Consider the following 20,678-nt stretch of genomic DNA (forward strand, 5'->3'; position numbering starts at 1 on the left):
TCCTAGTCATTGCCGTGCATGGGCTTTACCGTAAAACGCATGGACTCCATGCTCGATCGCAGCACTCTCGCATAAATATTCACTATGGAATGCCGCGATCACATGAAGCGCAAGAATATTCTTTTCATCATGGCCGATCAGATGGCCGCGCCAATGTTGCCGTTCTACGGGCCTTCGCCGATCAAACTCCCGAATCTGAGCCGCCTCGCCGCCGAAGGCGTGGTGTTCGACGCCGCGTATTGCAACAGCCCGTTGTGCGCGCCGTCGCGGTTTACCCTGGTCAGCGGTCAGTTGCCGAGCAAGATCGGCGCCTACGACAACGCGGCCGATTTCCCCGCCGATGTTCCGACCTACGCCCACTACCTGCGGCGTCTCGGTTACCGCACGGCGCTGTCGGGCAAGATGCATTTCTGCGGCCCGGACCAGCTTCATGGTTATGAAGAACGCCTGACCAGCGACATCTATCCGGCCGATTACGGCTGGTCAGTGAACTGGGACGAACCGGACGTGCGCCCGACCTGGTATCACAACATGTCGTCGGTGCTGCAAGCCGGGCCATGCGTGCGTACCAATCAGCTGGATTTCGACGAAGAGGTGGTGTTCAAGGCCCAGCAATACCTGTTCGACCACATCCGCGAGGATGGCGACCAGCCGTTCTGCCTGACCGTGTCGATGACTCACCCACACGACCCGTACACCATTCCCAAGGCGTTTTGGGATATGTACGACGACGCCGACATCCCGTTGCCTACAACGCCGGCCCAGACTGAACTCGACCCGCATTCCCAGCGTTTGCTCAAGGTCTACGACCTGTGGAACAAGCCTTTGCCTGTGGATAAGATTCGCGACGCACGTCGGGCGTACTTCGGAGCATGCAGCTATATCGACAGCAACGTCGGCAAACTCCTGCAAACACTCGAAGAAACCGGCCTGATCGATGACACCATCATCGTGTTCTCCGGCGACCATGGCGACATGCTCGGCGAGCGTGGCCTCTGGTACAAAATGCACTGGTTCGAAATGGCCGCCCGCGTGCCACTGTTGATCAGTGCGCCGGGACAATTCGGGGCAGGTCGGGTCAGCGCGGCGGTTTCCACGGCGGATCTACTGCCAACCTTCGTCGAACTGGCGGGCGGAACGCTGGAAGCCAATCTGCCGCTGGACGGCCGCTCGCTGGTTTCACATCTGCAAGGGCAGGGCGGTCACGACGAAGTGTTCGGCGAATACATGGCCGAAGGCACCATCAGTCCGTTGATGATGATCCGCCGTGGCGCCTACAAATTCATCTACAGCGAAGACGACCCTTGTCTACTCTTCGACGTACACAACGACCCGCGCGAGCAGGAAGAACTGAGCAAATCGCCGCAACATCGCCAGCTGTTCGACGATTTTCTCGCCGAAGCCCGGGCCAAATGGAATATTCCGGCGATCCACCAACAGGTGCTCGACAGCCAACGGCGCCGGCGTTTCGTCGCCGACGCCCTGACCATCGGCAAGCTGAAGAGCTGGGATCACCAGCCGCTGGTGGACGCCAGTCAGCAGTACATGCGCAACCACATCGACCTCGATGATCTGGAGCGCAAAGCACGTTATCCACAACCCTGCCAAAACCAATAATGTGAAGGGGAAGTCCATGCAAAGGTTATCCACAGTACTGACGGTCGGGCTTCTGGCTCTGGGCAGTGCATCGGTTTACGCCGATCAATGCGACACGGTGAAAATGGCCGATCCTGGCTGGAGCGACATCGCCGCCACTAACGCCATCACCGGGTTTCTGCTGGACGGCATGGGCTACAAGGCCAAGGTCGACACCCTCGCGGTGCCGATTACCTTTGGCGGTTTGAAGGACGGCCAGGTGGATGTGTTCCTGGGTAACTGGATGCCAGCGCAGCAGGGCTTCTATGACAAGTTCGTAGCCACGGGCGATGTCACGCAACTGGCGAAAAACCTTGATGGCACCGAATTCACGTTGGCGGTCCCGGACTATGTGTGGGACGCGGGTGTGCATAACTTTGCCGACCTGAACAAATACGCCGACAAGTTCGAGAAAAAGATCTACGGCATCGGCTCCGGCGCCCCGGCGAACATCTCGTTGCAGGACATCATCAAGAAGAACGACTTTGAGCTGGGTCAGTGGAAGCTGATCGAGTCCAGCGAGCAGGCGATGCTGGCCGAAGTGTCCCGCGCAGTGAAGAAACAGAAGTTCGTGACCTTCCTCGGCTGGACCCCGCACCCGATGAACGTGCAGCTGAAAATGCATTACCTCAAGGGCGGCGAGAAGTACTTCGGCGACACCGGCGCGGTTTATACACTGACCCGCAAAGGTTATGCACAGGCCTGCCCGAACGTGGGCAAGCTGCTGACCAACCTGAGTTTTACCCAGGAAATGGAAAACAGCATCATGGCTGAGGTGGTGAACAAGAAAGTCAGCAATGCCGAGGCGGTGAAGGCGTGGATCAAGGCCAATCCGGCGGTGCTGGATAAGTGGCTGGATGGGGTGAAGACCGTGGATGGCAAGGAGGCGTTGGGGGCGGTCAAAGCCAAGCTTTAACACTCTCCACTGATCGTTCCCACGCTCTGCGTGGGAATGCACCCCGTGACGCTCCGCGTCACCTCCCGAAGCGGACGCGGAGCGTCCATGGCGGCATTCCCACGCAGAGCGTGGGAACGATCAGCGTCTGTCCTGTTACCCTTTGCGCAAACTCCCACCCGAGAGGACCCATGGCCTTCCCCAGCCGCCATTCACTCTTCCCGTTTCTCAGTTGGCTGCCCCGGCAGACCCGCGCCAGCGTCGGGCGTGACCTGATCGTCGGCCTCAGCGGTGCGATTCTCGCGCTGCCGCAATCCATTGCCTACGCGCTGATTGCCGGTCTCCCACCGGAATACGGCTTGTATGCCGCGATCATCCCGGTGCTGATCGCCTGTTTGTGGGGTTCGTCGTGGCATTTGATCTGCGGTCCTACGGCGGCCATTTCCATCGTCCTGTACGCCAGCGTCAGTCCTCTGGCCGTGCCCGCGTCCCAGGACTACATCACGCTGATCCTGCTTCTGACACTCCTGGCCGGGATTTTCCAGTGGTTGCTGGGGATGCTGCGTTTCGGCGCGCTGGTGAATTTCGTCTCGCACTCGGTGGTGCTGGGGTTCACCCTCGGTGCGGCAGTGGTGATTGCCATCGGGCAGATGCCGAACCTGCTGGGATTGGAATTGCCCAATCAGGCCACGGCGCTCAACAGCCTGATGACCTTGATCACGCATCTCGGGGCTGTGGATAAACCTTCGCTGGTGCTGGGCCTGGCCACGGTGGTGGTCGGTATCGTGTTGAAACTGTTACTGCCGCGCTGGCCGACGCTGCTGATCGCCCTGGTCCTGAGCGGTTTGCTGGTGTGGCTGTGGCCGTCGATGTTCGGCCATGTGAAATTGGTCAGTGCGTTTTTCGGACGGTTGCCGCCCTTCAGCGCGCTGCCGTTGGACCTCGAATTGATCCTGCGTCTGCTGCCGAGCGCGGTCGCCGTGGGCATGCTCGGGTTGGTGACGAGCCTGTCGATCGCCCGTTCCCTGTCGGCACGTTCGCAGCAATTGCTCGACGCCAACCAGGAAGTCCGCGCCCAAGGGTTATCCAACATCGTCGGGGCGTTTTTTTCCGGGTCGCTGTCCGCCGGTTCATTCACTCGCTCGGGGCTGAGTTATGAAGCGGGCGCCTGCTCACCGCTGGCCGGGGTGTTCTCGGCGTTGTGGGTGGCGTTGTTCGCGATCTTCGGTGCCGGGTTGATCGCGCACATTCCGATCCCGGCCATGGCCGGCAGCATTTTGTTGATCGCCTGGGGGCTGGTGGACCATCGCGGTATTCGTGCGTTGCTGCGGGTCAGTCGTGCCGAATTCGTGGTCATGGCCCTGACCTGTGTCGCGACTTTGCTGCTGGAATTGCAAACCGCAATCTATGCCGGGGTGCTGGCCTCGCTGTTCTTCTACCTCAAACGCACCTCGCAACCGCGGGTGCAGCATTGGCGTGATGGCGATGAAGACATCCTGCGGGTCGGCGGCTCGATCTTCTTTGGCGCCAGCCATTACCTGCAAGTGCGTCTGCAACGGATGCATGGTGCGCGGGTGGTGATCGAGGCGCAGCACATAAACTTCATCGACTATTCAGGCGTGGAGATGCTGCACCAGGAGGCGCGGCGGTTGCTTAAACAGGATCGCAGCCTGACGTTGCGCGGGGCGCGGCCACCGGTGGTGGAGGAGTTGCGGAAACTCGAAGGGGCGGAGAAATGCCCGATCCGATTCGAAGATTGAAACACGACCCCCTGTAGGAGCGAGGCTTGCCCGCGAAGGCGTCCTCAGGTACGCCAAAAGCTTCGCGGGCAAGCCTCGCTCCTACAAGGGCGGGGTTAGGCGCCGAGTTGGCGGCGTAGTTCGGCCAACACTGGCGCCGTATCCGGCCGCACGCCGCGCCACAGGTAGAAGGCTTCCGCCGCCTGCTCGGCCAGCATCCCCAAGCCGTCCATCGCCATTGCCGCGCCGTGTTCGCTGGCCCAGCGGCAGAACGAGGTCGGTTCCTTGCCGTACATCATGTCGTAGCACAGCGTCCTGCCCGGTTCGATCAAACTTGCGGCAACCGGTGGTACATCGCCTGACAGGCTGGCGGAGGTGGCGTTGATGATCAGGTCCACCGGCTCTTGCAACCAGTCGAAACCACTGGCGGATACCGGCCCCAAATCGGCAAACAAATGCGCCAGCAACTCGGCTTTTTCCACGGTGCGGTTGGCGATGATCAGCGACGCCGGTTGCTCGGCCAGCAAAGGCTCCAGCGCACCGCGCACCGCGCCGCCAGCACCCAGCAGCAGGATGCGTTTGCCCTTGAGGCTGAAACCGGCGTTGACCGTCAGGTCCCGCACCAGCCCGGCGCCGTCGGTGTTGTCGCCCAACAACGTGCCGTCAGCCAGTTTGCACAGGGTGTTCACCGCACCGGCCCGTTGCGCACGCTCGGTCAGGCTGTCGGCCAGGCGAAAGGCGTCTTCCTTGAACGGCACGGTGACATTCGCCCCACGCCCTTCAGCGAAAAATGCCCGGGCAAAGTCGGAAAAGTCGTCGAGTGGCGCCAGCGACGTGCTGTAGTCCAATTGCTCACCGGTCTGCTCGGCAAACAGGCGATGGATCAACGGCGACTTGCTGTGGCCAATCGGGTTACCGAATACGACATAACGATCCATCAGGATTCCTCGTTCAAGCCTTGGCCAACCAATCACGATCTTGCAGGAAATACTCGGTCAACCGCGCTTCCTCGCTGCCCGGTTCGACCTTCCAGTCATAGCCCCAGCGCACTTGCGGCGGCAGAGACATGAGGATCGATTCGGTACGCCCACCCGATTGCAGGCCGAACAACGTGCCACGGTCGTAAACCAGGTTGAACTCGACATAACGACCCCGGCGGAATTCCTGGAACTCACGCTGTTTCTCAGTGAACGCATCGTTCTTGCGCCGCTGCACGATCGGCAGGTAGGCGTCGATGAACGCATCACCGATGGCGCGCATGAAGGCGAAACTGGTGTCGAAGTCCCATTCGTTCAGGTCATCAAAAAACAGACCGCCGATGCCCCGAGGTTCGTGACGATGCTTGATGTGGAAGTACGTGTCGCACCAGGCCTTGTAGCGCGGGTAGACGTCCGCCCCGAACGGCGCGCAGGCCTGCTCGGCGATGCGGTGCCAGTGCACGCAGTCTTCTTCATTGCCGTAGTAAGGGGTCAGGTCGAAGCCGCCGCCGAACCACCAGACCGGTTCTTCGCCTTCTTTTTCGGCGATGAAAAAGCGCACATTGGCGTGGGACGTCGGCACATGGGGGTTGTGCGGGTGAATCACCAACGACACGCCCAGTGCTTCGAAGCCGCGCCCGGCCAGTTCCGGCCGATGAGCGCTGGCGGACGGTGGGAGACCGCTGCCAAAGACGTGGGAAAAGTTGACGCCGCCCTTTTCGATCACGGCGCCGTTTTCGATCACCCGGGTGCGACCGCCACCGCCGGCCGGGCGGGTCCAGGCGTCTTCGACGAAGCGCGTGCCGCCGTCCTCGGTTTCCAGGGCGGCGCAAATGCGGTCTTGCAGGTCGAGCAGGTAGGCTTTTACGGCCTCGGTGCGGGTCGTCATGTCATCACCTTGAATCGGGCAAAACTACGCGGCGCGCCACGGGAGCGGGGGCCGGCGCAAATGGGCGCGTAGCATAACATCGCCGATACACCTGCCGCAGTTGACGAAGATCAAGCATAGGAGTCCGATAGGGAGCTTCGTAATGCGACCTAAGGAGAGTTCTGATGGCAAAGCGTATTCAATTCCGCGCCCATGGCGGCCCCGAAGTGCTTGAGTATGTCGATTACCAGCCCGCCGAGCCCGGCCCGCAGCAAGTGCGCGTCACCAACAAGGCGATCGGCCTGAACTTCATCGACACCTACTACCGCAGCGGCCTCTATCCGCTGCCAGCGTTGCCGTCCGGTCTGGGTTCGGAAGGCGCCGGCATCGTCGAAGCCGTGGGCAGTGAAGTCACCCGCTTCAAAGTCGGTGATCGCGTGGCGTATGGCAGCGGACCGCTGGGTGCATATAGCGAAGTCCATGTGCTGCCGGAAGCCAATCTGGTGAGCCTGCCGGATGCGATCAGCTTCGAGCAGGCCGCCGGCGTGATGCTCAAGGGCCTCACCGTGCAGTACCTGTTGCGTCAGACGTATGAACTCAAGGGTGGCGAAACCATCCTGTTCCATGCAGCAGCGGGTGGTGTCGGTTCCCTGGCCTGCCAGTGGGCCAAGGCTCTGGGCGTGAAGCTGATCGGCACCGTCAGCTCAGCGGAGAAAGCCGCGCTGGCCAAGGCCAACGGCGCCTGGGCGACGATCGATTACAGCCACGAAGATGTCGCAAAACGCGTGCTGGAATTGACTGACGGGAAAAAAGTCCCGGTGGTGTACGACGGCGTGGGCAAGGACACTTGGCTGACGTCGCTCGATAGCGTGCAGCCTAGGGGATTGGTGGTGAGCTTCGGCAATGCGTCGGGCGCGGTGGACGGGGTGAACCTGGGGATTCTGTCGGCGAAGGGTTCGCTGTACGTGACCCGGCCAACCCTGGCGACTTACGCCAACAACGCCGAGAACTTGCAGCGCATGGCCGATGAACTGTTCGAGATGATCATCAGCGGCAAGTTGAAGGTCGATATCAGCCAGAAGTACCCATTGGCGCAAGCGGCGAAGGCGCAGACCGAGTTGTCGGCGCGGCGCACGACGGGTTCTACGGTGTTGTTGCCGTAACGCCGCACTGTGGCGAGGGAGCTTGCTCCCGCTGGGCTGCGAAGCGGCCCCGCTTCTCCCTAAAAAGAAGGGGACTGCTGCGCAGTCCAACGGGAGCAAGCTCCCTCGCCACAAGTCACTCAGGTGTTAGCCCGGGCGCACCACATGCCCGGTCGCCACATCCCGAATCACACTCGGGTTCTTGCGCCCACCGAGATTACCGCCCAGCACGCCATCGATTTGCCCACGGAAATACTGCTCGACGCGAATCCGCGTGCGCGCCGCCGGCCGGCCCTGCGGGTTGGCAGACGTCGACACCAGCGGCCCCACTGCTGCGCACAAATCCCGCACCAACGGGTGATCGCTGACCCGCAGCGCCACGGTTTCATGCACGCCGGTAATCCATTGCGGCAACAGATTCTGGTGTGGCACCAACCAAGTGTTTGGCCCCGGCCAAGTGCTGGCCATACGGTCCATCCACAGTTCAGGGAAATCTTCGAACAGGAAGTCGAACTGCCGAATATTGTCGGCCACCAGGATCAGGCCTTTACCCATGGCCCGGCCCTTGATCATCAACAAACGGCTGACCGCTTCTTCGTTCCACGGATCACAACCCAGGCCCCAGACGGCTTCGGTTGGATAGGCAATCACCGCCCCTGCGCGAACGGCTTGCGCGGCTTGTTGCACACGCCAACTGTTGACCATGAAAAAACTCTCCGGAATAAGGCTCTGCGCAGTTTACCGATCTTCCTTATAAAACCTAGCTCACCCGCGCAAACCAGCGTCCGCTTTCGCACACGGCCCGGCCGTCCATTTCCAGTTCCGTCAACGCCGCCAGCACTTTGGGCAGGGCCCACCCGCTACTGTGGGCCAACGCTTCACTGGTGTGCGGCGCCGCGTGCAGCAACATCAGCAACGGATGGGTCGCCTGCGGAGTTTCTGTGGATAACGGCAATTGTTGCCAGCCGCGTAGGGCTTCGAGAATGTGGTCGATGGTTTCCACCAGCATCGCGCCGTCGCGGATCAGTTGATGGCAGCCCTTGGCGCCGGGGTGATGAATCGATCCCGGAATCGCATACACCTCGCGCCCCTGTTCCGCCGCAAGCCTGGCCGTAATCAACGAACCGCTGGCGACACTGGCCTCGACCACCAACACGCCGAGGGATAAACCGCTGATGATCCGGTTGCGCCGGGGGAAGTTGCTGGCGCTCGGGCCGGCGTCCAGCGGGAACTCGGAAAGCACCGCGCTGCCCGAGGCAATCATGGCGTCCGCCAGTCGACGGTTGCGCTGTGGATAAAACTTTTCAAGTCCCGTGCCAAGTACCCCGACCGTTCGCCCGCCCACGTCCAAAGCCGCCTGATGTGCGGCAGCATCGATGCCCAGAGCCAGGCCGCTGGTGATGACGAATCCGGCACCGGCCAGGCTGCGGGAAAACGCAGCGGCCGTGTCCATCCCCGGCCGTGAAGCACGGCGGCTGCCGACCATCGCCAGTTGCGGTTTTTCGAGGATGCCCGGATCGCCGGCGACAAATAACAGCGGCGGTGCATCGCTGATTTCCGCCAGTAACGCCGGGTACTCGGGTTGGTCCCACATCAGTAAATGCTGGGCCGGACGCTCTAGCCAGGCCAATGCGTGGCTGGCGCCGTCGCGGATTTCACTGGAGCGTCGAGCCTCGGCGCTGGCCGCCGGCAACCCCAACGCACGCCAGGCACTGGCGGGCGCGCTAATGGCTTTTGAGGCCGAACCAAAGGCTTCGAGGAGTTTTTTAAATCGCGCCGGTCCGAGTTCGGGAAGGCGATGCAGGCGTAGTCGGGCTTCCAGTTCCGCAGGAGAAACCGGGGTAAAAGCAGTGAGCGACATGGATCATCCTTGATCGTTATGAGCCCCGTTTAATCGGGAATAAGCTGTGGATAACTCTGTTGGTAACTTGTGGAGCAGGCTAAGGATTTCGCACCTTATCCATCACCGCCAGCGAGCGCGATGCATTAAGGACCAACCCGTAACTAAGTTTGTCGTAGGTGCGGAAAACCATCAGCAAACCGGCGCGTTCATCGGGAATTTTCAGCGGTTGGCCGGTCACGCGATCACGCACGGTTTCGCCGGTTTTCATCACCACCAGCACATTGCCTTCGACCAGGCCGTCCCGTTGCCCCTTGTTCAGCGTGACCACGTCCATCGCGCCAATCTGCGTGACCCCGCGCGGCACATCGATGATCAAGCCGTTGATGTCGTTCTTCGGCGCGCTGGGCATGAAGGTCGAATTGATCGCCCGTTCTTCGCCGCTGAACAAGCGGTCGCCGAGGCGCACTTCCTGGGTGGTGCGTTGCAGCGCCAGGGTGGCGACATCGCCCTCGGTCGCGACAATCTCGCCGCCGCCGATGTCGTCGGCGTTGATCCCCAGGAACTCCTTGCTCTGCGGATCGGTGTAGACCTTGCCCTGGCGGAAGATGCCGTACACCGGCTGGTTCGGGTCGAAGTGGCCGCGGGCGAAGATGCGGTCGCCGGTGCCGCTGAGGACGCGTTCGGCATCGCCGGCGACGATGTAAGGCGCCTTGTCGAAGTCCTCGGCCTTGTCGACGATGCGGTTGCTCAACAGAAAGCTGTTGATCGATTGCAGCGGAATGCTCGGTATCGCGTCGGCCACCGGGCTGCTGCGGATCCGTGGCGAGAGCTTGATGGTGCCGCGGGACTCGCCGCGATTAAGGGTCAGGCGCGGCTGGCCGTTGACGTAAGTGAGCGTCAGCAAGTCGCCGGGATAGATCAGATTGGGATTCTGGATTTGCGGATTGACCTGCCAGAGTTCGGGCCATTTCCACGGCTCACGCAGGAATTTGCCGGAGATGTCCCAAAGTGTGTCGCCCCTTACCACTGTGTATTGCTGCGGAAAACCTTCCTTGAGCTGCACTTGCCCGTGCGCCAAACCGGCCGAGGCCAGAAGGAGCAAGGCGAGTAGTGATTTCCTCATGCGGTGAATCCCTTTATTATGTGCGTTCGCGTAAAACGCCAGAGCCCCCGTGGCTCGCTCCTGGCTCTTCACAAAGAAAGGAGCTACGTTTTACAACGGTAGCCTGCATCTTCGGACCCGCCAGGCCATCGACCCGACTTTACCTCACATGTGCAGCAATTAAGCTTATGGCCATTTTAGACATCCTCGAATTTCCCGACTCGCGCCTGCGCACTATCGCCAAACCCGTGGCCGTAGTGGACGACGAAGTGCGTCAGTTGGTCGATGACATGTTTGAAACAATGTATGAAGCGCCAGGCATCGGCCTCGCCGCGACCCAGGTCAACGTGCACAAACGTATCGTCGTGATGGACCTCTCCGAAGACCGCAGCGAACCGCGGGTGTTCATCAACCCCGAGTTCGAAACCCTGACCGACGAGATGGAGCAATACCAGGAAGGCTGCCTCTCGGTGCCGGGCTTCTACGAAAACGTCGATCGCCCGCAAAAGGTCAGGATCAAAGCCCTGGACCGCGATGGCCAACCCTACGAACTGATCGCCGAAGGCCTGCTCGCCGTGTGCATCCAGCATGAATGCGACCACCTCAACGGCAAGTTGTTCGTCGATTACCTGTCGAACCTCAAACGCGACCGAATCAAGAAGAAACTGGAAAAGCTCCATCGCCAGAACGCTTGATGCCCTCCTTTCAAAGGCTTGCTGCGGCAAGCCTTTTTCTTTTCAGAGATTGCTCCCATGACTGAGCCACTGCGCATCGTCTTTGCCGGCACCCCGGAATTCGCCGCCGAACACCTCAAGGCCCTGCTCGCCAGCCCTTACGAGATCGTCGCGGTCTACACCCAACCGGACCGTCCGGCGGGCCGCGGGCAAAAACTGATGCCGAGCCCGGTCAAGCAGCTGGCTCTGGAAAACAACATCCCGGTGCTGCAACCGCCGACCCTGCGCAACGAAGACGCCCAGGCTGAACTGGCCGCACTCAAGCCCGACTTGCTGGTGGTGGTCGCCTACGGTCTTATCCTGCCGCAAGTGGTGCTGGATATTCCGCGCCTGGGTTGCATCAACAGCCACGCCTCGCTGCTGCCACGCTGGCGTGGGGCGGCGCCGATCCAGCGCGCCGTTGAAGCGGGCGATGCCGAAAGCGGCGTGACGGTGATGCGCATGGAACTGGGCCTGGATACCGGCCCGATGCTGCTGAAAGTCACCACGCCGATCACTGGCGAAGACACCGGCGGCAGCCTCCACGACCGTCTGGCCGAAATGGGCCCGCCCGCCGTGATTCAAGCGATTGCCGGCCTCGCTGCCGGAACGCTGGAAGGCGAAGTGCAGGACGACAGCCTCGCCACTTATGCTCACAAATTGAACAAAGACGAAGCACGCATCGACTGGAGCCGTCCGGCGGTTGAGCTGGAACGCCTGGTCCGCGCCTTCAACCCGTGGCCGATCACCCACAGCACGCTGAATGGCGAAGCGCTGAAAGTATTGGCCGCCAATCTCGCCGAAGGGCAGGGCAATCCGGGGGAAATCCTCGGCGCCAGCAAGGACGGCCTGATCGTCGCCTGCGGTGAACAGGCGCTGTGCCTGACCCGTCTGCAATTGCCCGGCGGCAAGGCGCTGAACTTCAGCGACTTGTTCAACAGCCGCCGTGAGAAATTCGCCGTCGGCACCGTGCTCGGCCAAGTGGTGGACGCTCAATGAACCCGCGTCTGGCCGCCGCCAAGGCACTTGCCGCTGTCCTGAACGGAAAAGCTTCGCTCAACAGTTCCCTGCCGACGCAGATGGACAAGGTCGAAGACCGCGATCGTGGCTTCACCCAGGACCTGGCGTTCGGCACTGCGCGCTGGCAGCCACGCTTGTCGGCGCTGGCGGCCAAGTTGTTGCAGAAGCCGTTCAAAGCGGCGGATGCCGATGTCGAGGCGTTGTTGCTGGTCGGCCTCTATCAATTGCTTTACACCCGCGTCCCGGCCCACGCCGCCATTGGCGAAACCGTCGGTTGTGCCGACAAGCTCAAGAAGCCCTGGGCCAAGGCCTTGCTCAACGCCGTGCTGCGCCGCGCCCAACGGGAAAGCGAAGCGCTGCTGGCCGAGCTGGAACACGACCCGGTAGTGCGCACCGCCCATCCTCGCTGGCTGCAAAAATCCCTGAAAGCGTTCTGGCCTGAGCAGTGGGAAGCCATCTGCGCGGCGAACAACGCGCATCCGCCGATGATTCTGCGGGTCAACCGTCGCCATCAGACGCGCGATGCGTACCTCGGCTTGCTGAGTGACGCGGGCATCGCCGCCACGCCATGCGTTTACAGCCGCGACGGCATCATTCTCGACGCCGCCGCCGACGTACGCAGCCTGCCGGGTTTCGCCGAAGGCTGGATTAGCGTGCAGGACGAAGCCGCGCAACTGGCCGCCGATCTACTTGACTTGGCGCCGGGCCAACGGGTACTCGACGCCTGCTGCGCCCCCGGCGGCAAGACCTGCCACATCCTCGAAGCCGAGCCGGCACTGGCCGGCGTGGTGGCGGTGGACCTGGAAGCCAAGCGTCTGGTGCGGGTGAGGGAAAACCTCGCGCGTCTGGGCCTGAGCGCCGAACTGATCGCCGCCGACGGCCGCGACACCGCGACCTGGTGGGACGGCAAGCCATTCCAGCGCATCCTGCTCGACGCGCCGTGCTCGGCCACCGGCGTGATCCGTCGCCACCCGGACATCAAGCTGACCCGCCAACCGGACGACATCGCCGCACTCGCGGTGCTGCAAGGCGAATTGCTCGACGCCATGTGGATAACTCTGGAAGTGGGCGGGATTCTGCTTTACGCCACCTGCTCGACGCTGCCGACCGAGAACACCGAAGTCATCGAAGCCTTCCTCGCCCGCACGCCGGGTGCCCGTGAACTGGACCTCGCCACCACAGCCGGGATCAAGCAGCCCCATGGTCGCCAATTGCTGGCCCAGCAGGGCGGTCACGACGGGTTCTACTACGCCAAGCTGATCAAGATTGCCGCCGCACGCGGTTAACCGGATTTTCAAGGGAGTGACTGGATGAAGATCATCATCCTCGGCGCGGGGCAGGTCGGCGGTTCGCTGGCGGAACACTTGGCCAGCGAAGCTAACGACATCACCGTGGTCGACACCGATGGCGAACGCCTGCGCGACCTCGGTGATCGTCTCGACATCCGCACCGTGCAGGGCCGCGCGTCGTTTCCGACGGTGCTGCGTCAGGCCGGCGCCGACGACGCGGACATGCTGGTCGCCGTGACCAACAGCGACGAAACCAACATGGTCGCCTGCCAGGTCGCCCACACCCTGTTCCACACCCCGACCAAAATCGCTCGGGTTCGCGAAGCCGCGTATCTGACGCGCGGCGGGCTGTTCAACAACGACGCGATCCCGGTGGACGTGCTGATCAGCCCGGAACAAGTGGTCACCAACTACATCAAGCGCCTGATCGAACACCCCGGCGCCTTGCAGGTGATCGACTTCGCCGAAGGCAAAGCGCAATTGGTGGCGGTGAAGGCCTATTACGGCGGGCCGTTGGTGGGTCAGCAACTGCGACAATTGCGCGAGCACATGCCGAACGTCGAAACCCGCGTAGCGGCGATTTTTCGTCGCGACCGACCCATCCTGCCCCAGGGCGATACGGTAATCGAGGCCGACGACGAAGTGTTTTTCATCGCGGCCAAGGCGAATATTCGCGCGGTGATGAGCGAAATGCGCCGCCTCGATGAAAGCTACAAGCGCATCGTCATCGCCGGTGGCGGACAGATCGGTGAACGGCTGGCCGAGGCCATTGAAAGCCGTTACCAGGTGAAGATCATCGAGATGAACCCGGCACGCTGCCGTCATCTCTCGGACACCCTCGACAGCACCGTCGTCCTGCAGGGCAGCGCTTCGGACCGGGACCTGCTGCTGGAAGAGAACATCGCCGACGCCGACCTGTTCCTGGCCCTGACCAACGACGACGAAGCCAACATCATGTCGTCGTTGCTGGCCAAGCGCCTGGGCGCGAAGAAGGTGATGACGATCATCAACAACCCGGCCTACGTTGATCTGATCCAGGGCGGCGACATCGACATAGCCATCAGCCCGCAATTGGCGACTATCGGCACCCTGTTGGCCCACGTGCGCCGTGGCGATATCGTCAGCGTGCACTCACTGCGCCGGGGCGCGGCGGAAGCCATCGAGGCGATTGCCCATGGCGATGCGAAGTCGAGCAAGGTGATTGGCAAGGCCATCGAGAACATCGGTTTGCCGCCGGGCACCACCATCGGCGCGATCATTCGTGACGAAGAAGTGATCATTGCCCACGGCGATACGGTGATCAAAACCGGCGACCATGTGATTCTGTTCCTTGTGGATAAGAAGCATATTCGGGATGTGGAGAAGCTGTTTCATGTCGGGTTGAGCTTCTTCTGATCCGAGGGCCTCTTCGCGGGCAAGCCTCGCTCCTACAGATTGAATAGCTGATCGTTCCCACGCGGAGCGTGGGAATGCCTCAACGGACGCTCCGCGTTCGGCTTTGGATGGGACGCGGAGCGTCCCGGGCTGCATTCCCACGCGGAGCGTGGGAACGATCGCTGAACCTTTCCACATAACCCAAAGGTGCCAACCATGCTCGAATCCCTGGAAAAAATGCTCGCCAAGGGTGTGGATAACTCATTGCTGCGCTTCGGCCTGGGCAAGGGGTATCTGGATCTTGGGGAAAATGCCAAGGCCGCCGAGCATTTCCAGCGTTGCGTCGAGTTCGATCCAAAGTATTCGGCGGCGTGGAAGTTGCTGGGCAAGGCCCATCTGGCGCTGTCGGATCATGCCGCCGCGCGTCAGGCCTGGGAACAAGGCCTGGAAGCCGCCCGCGCCCATGGCGACAAGCAGGCGGAAAAGGAGATGACGGTGTTCCTGAAGAAGCTTGATCGTCAGGCCCACTGATCAGAGATAGCGCAGGCCAATCCCCTCGGCGTCCACCAGCACCACTTCCATGCGCACGCGCGGCGCGCCTGTGGGTAAGCCCTGCACCTGGCCATAAACCACCGCGCCCTTGGGCAACGCCGACAGGCTCGGGTGCTGGACGTAGACGCCCGTCGTCGAGAGGTTACGGGTCTGGCCCAGGCATTCGCCGAAGCTTTCGTGACTGATCTTGATGCGCAATGATTTGCGGTGTTCGGACATCTTCTGCGCCCTTGCTGAACGTGGGTTGTGGATAACCTGGACTTGTAGGAGCGAGGCTTGCCCGCGAAGGCGACATCCCATCCAACATCAATGTTGAATTTGATGGCCTCTTCGCGGGCAAGCCTCGCTCCTACAGGGCGTAGTTATCCACAGATCGTGCCATTTATGTCAGTACCAGCGTTCTTCACCCGGTGGACGCTTCTTGAAGCGCTTCATGCTCCACATGTACTGGCTCGGATACGCCCGCACGTAGCGCTCGACCACCTGGCTCATCGCTGCGCAGGACGTCTCGGTATCGGTGCTGTACATGGCGTCTGGTGCGGCTTCGAGGATCACTTTGTACCCCGAACCGTCCGGAAGGCGCAGGGCATGCAGGAACACGCCGACCGCTTTGCCGCCGGCGAGCATGTTCGGTACGAATTTACTGGTCAGCGCCTGGGTGGCGAAAAACGGCACGAAGATCCCGGCGGATTCGGCCGGCTCCGGGTCAGCGGGGATGCCCACTGCACCACCTTTGCGCACTTCCTTGATCACGCTGAGGATGCCTTCCTTGGTGGAAGCGGCCACGCGGTTGCCCAATTGCACCCGCTGCTTGCGCAGCAAATCGTCCACGGCTTTCAACTTCGGCGGACGATAGAAAATGATCGGTTTGCACTGGTTGCAATAGAAGTGGTTCAACACTTCCCAGTTGCCGAGGTGGCTGGTGATGCCCACCACACCTTTGCCGGACGCGAGCGCATCCTTCAACACGTCGAGGCCTTCGACTTCACGCACCAGGTCGATGGAGCGCTGGGCCGGCCAGATCCAGGCGCAGGCGCTTTCGGTCAGGGACTTGCCGATGTCTCTCAGACTCTGGCCCACCAGACGCTCGCGTTCGGCCGGGTCCATGTCCGGGAAGCACTTGGCCAGGTTGATCCGCACCACGTCGCGGGAACGGTTGGGGGTTTTCCACATCATCCAGCCAATGGCCGAACCGACGGCTTGCACGGCCCGCCACGGAAGCAGGGCAAACAGCCGCAGAGCGCCTACCAGCAAGGCGCCTTTAAACTTATCCACAGGTCACTCCTGATCTTGTGCTGTGTGCGAGGCGGCCATTCTAACCGCCGTTCGCCAGCGTCGCGTAGCGATCGCAATCCTGGGTATGGTCCATGACCATGCCCGAGGCCTGCATCAGCGCGTAACAAATGGTCGGGCCAACGAACGTAAAGCCAGCCTTTTTCAGGCCTTTGCTCATCTCCACGGCGACCGGCGTCACGGCCGGCACCTGGCTGCGATCCTTGAAATGATTAATCAGCGGTTTGCCACCCACGAAGGACCAGAGAAACGCCACCGGGTCCTCCAGCACCAGCCAGGCCTGGGCGTTGCGCCGGGCCGCGTTGAGTTTGAGGCGGTTGCGGATAATGCCGGGATCGAGCATCAATTCATCGATTTCCGCGTCGCTCATCTGCGCCACGCGTTGTACGTCGAAGCCGAACAACACCTCGCGATAACGCTCACGTTTGCGCAACACGGTGATCCATGAAAGGCCGGCCTGGAACCCTTCGAGCAAAAGCAACTCGAACAATCCCTGCGCATCGCGTAGCGGCGTGCCCCACTCCTGATCGTGATAAGCCATGTACAGCGGATCTTCGGAACACCAAAAGCAGCGTGGCATAAGGCTCCAGGGGGCGTGCGCAGCAACGAATCGGGTATACTCCCGCTCTTTAAATCGCAGCCCAAGAAACAGGTGAATTACGTGAGCCAGCCTACGCCAGCCGTGCGTACCTTCCAAGACTTGATCCTCGCCCTCCAGCAATACTGGGCCGAGCAAGGTTGCGTGGTACTTCAGCCCTACGATATGGAAGTAGGCGCCGGCACTTTCCACACAGCCACGTTTCTGCGCGCCATCGGCCCGGAAACCTGGAACGCCGCTTATGTGCAGCCCAGTCGTCGCCCGACTGACGGCCGCTACGGCGAAAACCCGAACCGTCTGCAGCACTACTATCAGTTCCAGGTAGTCCTGAAGCCGAACCCGGACAACTTCCAGGAACTGTACCTGGGCTCCCTCAAGCACGTTGGCCTGGACCCGTTGGTCCACGACATTCGCTTCGTCGAAGACAACTGGGAGTCGCCAACCCTGGGCGCCTGGGGTCTGGGCTGGGAAGTCTGGCTCAACGGCATGGAAGTGACGCAGTTCACGTACTTCCAGCAAGCGGGCGGCATCGAATGCTACCCGGTAACCGGCGAGATCACTTACGGTCTTGAGCGTCTGGCCATGTACCTGCAAGGCGTGGATTCGGTCTACGACCTGGTCTGGGCTGACGGCCCGATGGGCAAAGTCACCTACGGCGACGTGTTCCACCAGAACGAAGTCGAGCAATCGACCTACAACTTCGAACACGCCAACGTCGAGAAGCTGTTCGAGCTGTTCGATTTCTACGAAAGCGAAGCCAAGCGCCTGATCGAACTCGACCAGCCGCTGCCGTTGCCGAGCTACGAAATGGTGTTGAAGGCCTCCCATACCTTCAACCTGCTGGATGCGCGCCGGGCAATCTCGGTGACTGCGCGTCAGCAATACATCCTGCGTGTACGCACCCTGGCGCGTTCCGTTGCGCAAGCCTACCTGCTGGCTCGCGCCAAGCTGGGCTTCCCGATGGCAACCCCGGACCTGCGTGATGAAGTGTTGGCTAAGCTGGAGGCTGCACAATGAGTGCTCTGGATTTCCTGGTTGAATTGGGCACCGAAGAACTGCCACCCAAAGCCCTGAACACCCTGGCCGATGCGTTCCTGGCCGGTATCGACAAAGGCCTGCAAGCCGCTGGCCTGAACTACGAAGCCAAAACCGTGTACGCCGCGCCGCGTCGCCTGGCCGTGCTGATCACCGCGCTGGCGACCCAGCAACCGGATCGCAGCATCAACCTCGACGGCCCGCCGCGTCAGGCTGCCTTCGATGCCGATGGCAACCCGACCCAAGCAGCACTGGGCTTTGCCAAGAAGTGCGGCGTCGACCTGAGCGAAATCGATCAGAGCGGCCCGAAACTGCGTTACAGCCAGAGCATCGCCGGCAAACCGACCGCGAGCCTGCTGCCGACCATCGTCGAAGACTCCCTGAACGACCTGCCGATCCCGAAGCGCATGCGCTGGGGTGCTCGCAAGGAAGAATTCGTGCGTCCGACCCAGTGGCTGGTGATGCTGCTCGGTGACCAGGTCATCGACTGCACGATCCTCGCCCAGAAGGCTGGCCGCGATTCCCGTGGCCACCGCTTCCATCACCCACAAAGCGTGCGCATCACGGCGCCGGCCAACTACCTGGCCGACCTGCGTGCAGCCTACGTATTGGCCGATGCCAACGAGCGTCGCGCCATCATCAGCAAGCGCACCGAAGAACTGGCGACCCTGCAGGAAGGCACCGCCATCGTTCCTCCAGCCTTGCTCGATGAAGTGACCGCGCTGGTTGAATGGCCGGTGCCGCTGGTGTGCTCGTTCGAGGAGCGTTTCCTCGATGTGCCGCAAGAAGCCCTGATCACCACCATGCAGGACAACCAGAAGTACTTCTGCCTGCTGGATGCCGACGGCAAGTTGCTGCCACGTTTCATTACCGTGGCCAACATCGAAAGCAAAGACCCGCAGCAGATCATCGCCGGTAACGAGAAAGTGGTTCGCCCACGCCTGACCGACGCCGAGTTCTTCTTCAAGCAAGACAAGAAGCAGAAACTCGAAGACTTCAACCTGCGCCTGCAAAACGTGGTGTTCCAGGAAAAACTCGGCAGCGTCTATGACAAGGCCGAGCGCGTTTCCAAACTGGCCGCGTACATCGCGCAGCGCATTGGCGGCAACGCAGCCTGGGCCTCCCGTGCCGGCCTGCTGTCCAAGTGCGACCTGGCGACCGAGATGGTCGGTGAGTTCCCGGAGATGCAAGGCGTCGCCGGTTACTACTACGCCCTCAACGACGGCGAGCCGGAAGAAGTCGCTCTGGCGCTGAACGAGCAGTACATGCCTCGCGGTGCCGGCGCTGAACTGCCGACCACCCTGACCGGTGCGGCCGTGGCCATCGCCGACAAACTCGACACCCTGGTCGGCATCTTCGGCATCGGCATGCTGCCTACCGGTAGCAAAGACCCGTATGCCCTGCGCCGTGCGGCACTGGGCGTGTTGCGCATCCTGATCGACAAGAAGCTCGACCTCGACCTGAACGACGCCGTGGCTTTTGCCGTGAACGCGTTCGGCGCCAAGATCAAGGCTGCCGGCCTGAACGATTTGGTGCTGGAGTTTATCTTCGACCGTCTGCGTGCCCGTTACGAAGACGAAGGCGTGGATGTCGGCACTTACCTGTCGGTGCGTGCGCTGAAACCGGGTTCCGCACTGGACTTCGATCAGCGTGTTCAAGCGGTAGAAGCGTTCCGCAAATTGCCGGAAGCCGCCGCCCTGGCTGCGGTGAACAAGCGCGTTTCGAACCTGCTGAGCAAAGCCGAAGGCTCGATTCCGTCGGTAGTGGAAGCCAAGTACTTCGACAACGCCAACGAGTTCTCCCTGTACTCGGCGATCCAGCAGGCTGACCAGGCTGTCCAGCCGATGGCCGCTGCGCGTCAGTACAGCGAATCGCTGGCGCGCCTGGCTGCCTTGCGCGAGCCGGTGGATGCGTTCTTCGAAGCGGTGATGGTCAATGCGGAGGATGCCAAGGTGCGCGCCAACCGTTATGCCTTGCTGTCGCGTCTGCGTGGGCTGTTCCTCGGCGTTGCCGACATTTCGCTGCTGGGGTAAGACAGTTTGAAACTGCTGATTCTCGATCGGGACGGGGTGATCAATTACGACTCCGACGCTTACATCAAGTCGGTGGAGGAGTGGATTCCGCTCCCCGGTTCGATCGCAGCCATCGCGCAGTTGAGCAAGGCCGGCTGGACGGTGGCGGTCGCTACCAACCAGTCGGGCATCGCTCGCGGCTATTACGACATCGCCACCCTGGACGCCATGCACGAGCGCTTGCGCTCACTGGTGGCGGAGCAGGGTGGTGAGGTCGGGCTGATCGTCTATTGCCCCCACGGGCCGGACGACGGCTGCGATTGCCGCAAGCCAAAACCCGGGATGTTGAAAACCATCGCCGCGCATTACAACGTGTCGCTGACTGATCTATGGTTTGTCGGCGATACCCTTGGTGACCTGGAAGCCGCAAAAGCCGTCGATTCTCAGCCAGTTTTGGTAAAGACCGGGAAAGGCGAAAAGACTTTGGGCAAGGCCCTACCGGCAGGCACCTTGATTTTTGACGATCTGGCGGCGATTGCCGCAGAACTTATCCACAATTAGAGCGTTTCGAGATTCCTGACCAAGGATTGA

At 61.4% G+C, this 20,678-nt stretch carries 20 protein-coding genes; 12 read left to right on the top strand and 8 right to left on the bottom strand.

What is annotated here, in order from left to right:
• The first annotated feature begins 102 nt into the window (after positions 1 to 102).
• The 3 genes from betC to FQ192_RS15085 all read left to right on the top strand — a co-directional run bounded on the left by betC (position 103) and on the right by FQ192_RS15085 (position 4,290).
• A complete protein-coding gene (gene betC / locus FQ192_RS15075; protein ID WP_149659313.1) occupies positions 103 to 1,617 on the top strand; it encodes a choline-sulfatase in 1,515 nt (504 codons plus the stop codon).
• A gap of 16 nt (positions 1,618 to 1,633) precedes the next feature.
• Positions 1,634 to 2,551, top strand: coding sequence for a choline ABC transporter substrate-binding protein (gene choX, locus FQ192_RS15080; RefSeq protein WP_149659314.1), 918 nt, complete (start codon positions 1,634 to 1,636; stop codon positions 2,549 to 2,551).
• Positions 2,552 to 2,721: 170 nt separating this feature from the next.
• Positions 2,722 to 4,290, top strand: coding sequence for a SulP family inorganic anion transporter (locus FQ192_RS15085; protein ID WP_149659315.1), 1,569 nt, complete (start codon positions 2,722 to 2,724; stop codon positions 4,288 to 4,290).
• Positions 4,291 to 4,385: 95 nt separating this feature from the next.
• Here FQ192_RS15085 and aroE read toward each other — a convergent pair whose 3' ends face one another.
• Both aroE and hemF read right to left on the bottom strand, forming a co-directional pair.
• Positions 4,386 to 5,207 carry a shikimate dehydrogenase gene (gene aroE / locus FQ192_RS15090; protein WP_149659316.1) on the bottom strand — a complete coding sequence of 274 codons (822 nt, stop codon included), beginning with the start codon at positions 5,205 to 5,207 and terminating at the stop codon, positions 4,386 to 4,388.
• Positions 5,208 to 5,220: 13 nt separating this feature from the next.
• The gene (gene hemF / locus FQ192_RS15095; protein ID WP_149659317.1) at positions 5,221 to 6,135 is read right to left on the bottom strand and encodes an oxygen-dependent coproporphyrinogen oxidase; all 915 of its coding nucleotides are present in this window, start codon (positions 6,133 to 6,135) and stop codon (positions 5,221 to 5,223) included.
• Between the two features lie 164 nt (positions 6,136 to 6,299).
• On the opposite strand from hemF, the gene FQ192_RS15100 reads away from it, so the two are divergent.
• Positions 6,300 to 7,277, top strand: a complete 978-nt coding sequence (locus tag FQ192_RS15100) for an NADPH:quinone reductase (RefSeq protein ID WP_149659318.1) — start codon at positions 6,300 to 6,302, stop codon at positions 7,275 to 7,277.
• Between the two features lie 126 nt (positions 7,278 to 7,403).
• Here the strand turns inward: FQ192_RS15100 and FQ192_RS15105 are convergent, their stop codons facing one another.
• From FQ192_RS15105 to FQ192_RS15115, 3 genes are all read right to left on the bottom strand, one after another.
• Positions 7,404 to 7,961, bottom strand: a complete 558-nt coding sequence (locus FQ192_RS15105; protein WP_149659319.1) for an L-threonylcarbamoyladenylate synthase — start codon at positions 7,959 to 7,961, stop codon at positions 7,404 to 7,406.
• Positions 7,962 to 8,016: 55 nt separating this feature from the next.
• Positions 8,017 to 9,117 (bottom strand): DNA-processing protein DprA, encoded by a 1,101-nt coding sequence (gene dprA / locus FQ192_RS15110; RefSeq protein ID WP_149659320.1) that lies wholly within the window; start codon positions 9,115 to 9,117, stop codon positions 8,017 to 8,019.
• A 79-nt stretch (positions 9,118 to 9,196) separates the two neighbouring features.
• Positions 9,197 to 10,222 (bottom strand): LysM peptidoglycan-binding domain-containing protein, encoded by a 1,026-nt coding sequence (locus tag FQ192_RS15115; protein WP_149659321.1) that lies wholly within the window; start codon positions 10,220 to 10,222, stop codon positions 9,197 to 9,199.
• A gap of 167 nt (positions 10,223 to 10,389) precedes the next feature.
• Here FQ192_RS15115 and def point away from each other — a divergent pair, with 167 nt between their 5' ends.
• From def to FQ192_RS15140, 5 genes are all read left to right on the top strand, one after another.
• Complete coding sequence (gene def, locus FQ192_RS15120) at positions 10,390 to 10,896, top strand: peptide deformylase (protein ID WP_074872237.1); 507 nt, start codon at positions 10,390 to 10,392, stop codon at positions 10,894 to 10,896.
• A 57-nt stretch (positions 10,897 to 10,953) separates the two neighbouring features.
• Positions 10,954 to 11,913, top strand: coding sequence for a methionyl-tRNA formyltransferase (gene fmt / locus FQ192_RS15125; protein WP_149659322.1), 960 nt, complete (start codon positions 10,954 to 10,956; stop codon positions 11,911 to 11,913).
• Entirely contained in the window at positions 11,910 to 13,220 is a 1,311-nt protein-coding gene (rsmB, locus tag FQ192_RS15130; protein ID WP_149659323.1) for a 16S rRNA (cytosine(967)-C(5))-methyltransferase RsmB, read from the top strand. Before fmt ends, rsmB begins: the two co-directional genes overlap by 4 nt.
• A gap of 24 nt (positions 13,221 to 13,244) precedes the next feature.
• Positions 13,245 to 14,618 carry a Trk system potassium transporter TrkA gene (gene trkA, locus FQ192_RS15135; RefSeq protein WP_149659324.1) on the top strand — a complete coding sequence of 458 codons (1,374 nt, stop codon included), beginning with the start codon at positions 13,245 to 13,247 and terminating at the stop codon, positions 14,616 to 14,618.
• A 195-nt stretch (positions 14,619 to 14,813) separates the two neighbouring features.
• The gene (locus FQ192_RS15140) at positions 14,814 to 15,128 is read left to right on the top strand and encodes a tetratricopeptide repeat protein (protein WP_149659325.1); all 315 of its coding nucleotides are present in this window, start codon (positions 14,814 to 14,816) and stop codon (positions 15,126 to 15,128) included.
• Here FQ192_RS15140 and FQ192_RS15145 read toward each other — a convergent pair whose 3' ends face one another.
• The 3 genes from FQ192_RS15145 to tag form a co-directional block, all read right to left on the bottom strand.
• A complete protein-coding gene (locus tag FQ192_RS15145; protein WP_149659326.1) occupies positions 15,129 to 15,368 on the bottom strand; it encodes a PilZ domain-containing protein in 240 nt (79 codons plus the stop codon).
• 168 nt (positions 15,369 to 15,536) lie between these two features.
• Positions 15,537 to 16,424, bottom strand: a complete 888-nt coding sequence (locus tag FQ192_RS15150; protein WP_149659327.1) for a lysophospholipid acyltransferase — start codon at positions 16,422 to 16,424, stop codon at positions 15,537 to 15,539.
• Between the two features lie 40 nt (positions 16,425 to 16,464).
• Positions 16,465 to 17,022 (bottom strand): DNA-3-methyladenine glycosylase I, encoded by a 558-nt coding sequence (gene tag / locus FQ192_RS15155; protein ID WP_149659328.1) that lies wholly within the window; start codon positions 17,020 to 17,022, stop codon positions 16,465 to 16,467.
• An 81-nt stretch (positions 17,023 to 17,103) separates the two neighbouring features.
• Here tag and glyQ point away from each other — a divergent pair, with 81 nt between their 5' ends.
• Genes glyQ through gmhB form a run of 3 tightly spaced genes read left to right on the top strand, consistent with a single transcriptional unit; the run spans position 17,104 to position 20,648 of the window.
• Positions 17,104 to 18,057, top strand: coding sequence for a glycine--tRNA ligase subunit alpha (glyQ, locus tag FQ192_RS15160; RefSeq protein ID WP_008155694.1), 954 nt, complete (start codon positions 17,104 to 17,106; stop codon positions 18,055 to 18,057).
• Complete coding sequence (gene glyS, locus FQ192_RS15165; protein ID WP_149659329.1) at positions 18,054 to 20,108, top strand: glycine--tRNA ligase subunit beta; 2,055 nt, start codon at positions 18,054 to 18,056, stop codon at positions 20,106 to 20,108. The genes glyQ and glyS overlap by 4 nt, the downstream gene beginning before the upstream one ends.
• A gap of 6 nt (positions 20,109 to 20,114) precedes the next feature.
• Positions 20,115 to 20,648 carry a D-glycero-beta-D-manno-heptose 1,7-bisphosphate 7-phosphatase gene (gmhB, locus tag FQ192_RS15170; RefSeq protein WP_149659330.1) on the top strand — a complete coding sequence of 178 codons (534 nt, stop codon included), beginning with the start codon at positions 20,115 to 20,117 and terminating at the stop codon, positions 20,646 to 20,648.
• Positions 20,649 to 20,678: the final 30 nt, after the last annotated feature.

Origin of the sequence: Pseudomonas sp. ANT_J12, from assembly GCF_008370045.1 — a bacterium.
Classification (GTDB): domain Bacteria; phylum Pseudomonadota; class Gammaproteobacteria; order Pseudomonadales; family Pseudomonadaceae; genus Aquipseudomonas.

Bases quoted from the DNA above. Each gene is read 5' to 3' on its own strand.
- def (WP_074872237.1), top strand. From the start codon at position 10,390: ATGGCCATTTTAGACATCCTCGAATTTCCCGACTCGCGCCTGCGCACT.
- choX (WP_149659314.1), top strand. From the start codon at position 1,634: ATGCAAAGGTTATCCACAGTACTGACGGTCGGGCTTCTGGCTCTGGGC.
- FQ192_RS15145 (WP_149659326.1), bottom strand. From the start codon at position 15,368: ATGTCCGAACACCGCAAATCATTGCGCATCAAGATCAGTCACGAAAGC.
- FQ192_RS15085 (WP_149659315.1), top strand. From the start codon at position 2,722: ATGGCCTTCCCCAGCCGCCATTCACTCTTCCCGTTTCTCAGTTGGCTG.
- aroE (WP_149659316.1), bottom strand. From the start codon at position 5,207: ATGGATCGTTATGTCGTATTCGGTAACCCGATTGGCCACAGCAAGTCG.
- dprA (WP_149659320.1), bottom strand. From the start codon at position 9,117: ATGTCGCTCACTGCTTTTACCCCGGTTTCTCCTGCGGAACTGGAAGCC.
- FQ192_RS15100 (WP_149659318.1), top strand. From the start codon at position 6,300: ATGGCAAAGCGTATTCAATTCCGCGCCCATGGCGGCCCCGAAGTGCTT.
- tag (WP_149659328.1), bottom strand. From the start codon at position 17,022: ATGCCACGCTGCTTTTGGTGTTCCGAAGATCCGCTGTACATGGCTTAT.
- FQ192_RS15140 (WP_149659325.1), top strand. From the start codon at position 14,814: ATGCTCGAATCCCTGGAAAAAATGCTCGCCAAGGGTGTGGATAACTCA.
- betC (WP_149659313.1), top strand. From the start codon at position 103: ATGAAGCGCAAGAATATTCTTTTCATCATGGCCGATCAGATGGCCGCG.
- FQ192_RS15105 (WP_149659319.1), bottom strand. From the start codon at position 7,961: ATGGTCAACAGTTGGCGTGTGCAACAAGCCGCGCAAGCCGTTCGCGCA.
- rsmB (WP_149659323.1), top strand. From the start codon at position 11,910: ATGAACCCGCGTCTGGCCGCCGCCAAGGCACTTGCCGCTGTCCTGAAC.
- FQ192_RS15115 (WP_149659321.1), bottom strand. From the start codon at position 10,222: ATGAGGAAATCACTACTCGCCTTGCTCCTTCTGGCCTCGGCCGGTTTG.
- hemF (WP_149659317.1), bottom strand. From the start codon at position 6,135: ATGACGACCCGCACCGAGGCCGTAAAAGCCTACCTGCTCGACCTGCAA.
- fmt (WP_149659322.1), top strand. From the start codon at position 10,954: ATGACTGAGCCACTGCGCATCGTCTTTGCCGGCACCCCGGAATTCGCC.
- trkA (WP_149659324.1), top strand. From the start codon at position 13,245: ATGAAGATCATCATCCTCGGCGCGGGGCAGGTCGGCGGTTCGCTGGCG.
- glyS (WP_149659329.1), top strand. From the start codon at position 18,054: ATGAGTGCTCTGGATTTCCTGGTTGAATTGGGCACCGAAGAACTGCCA.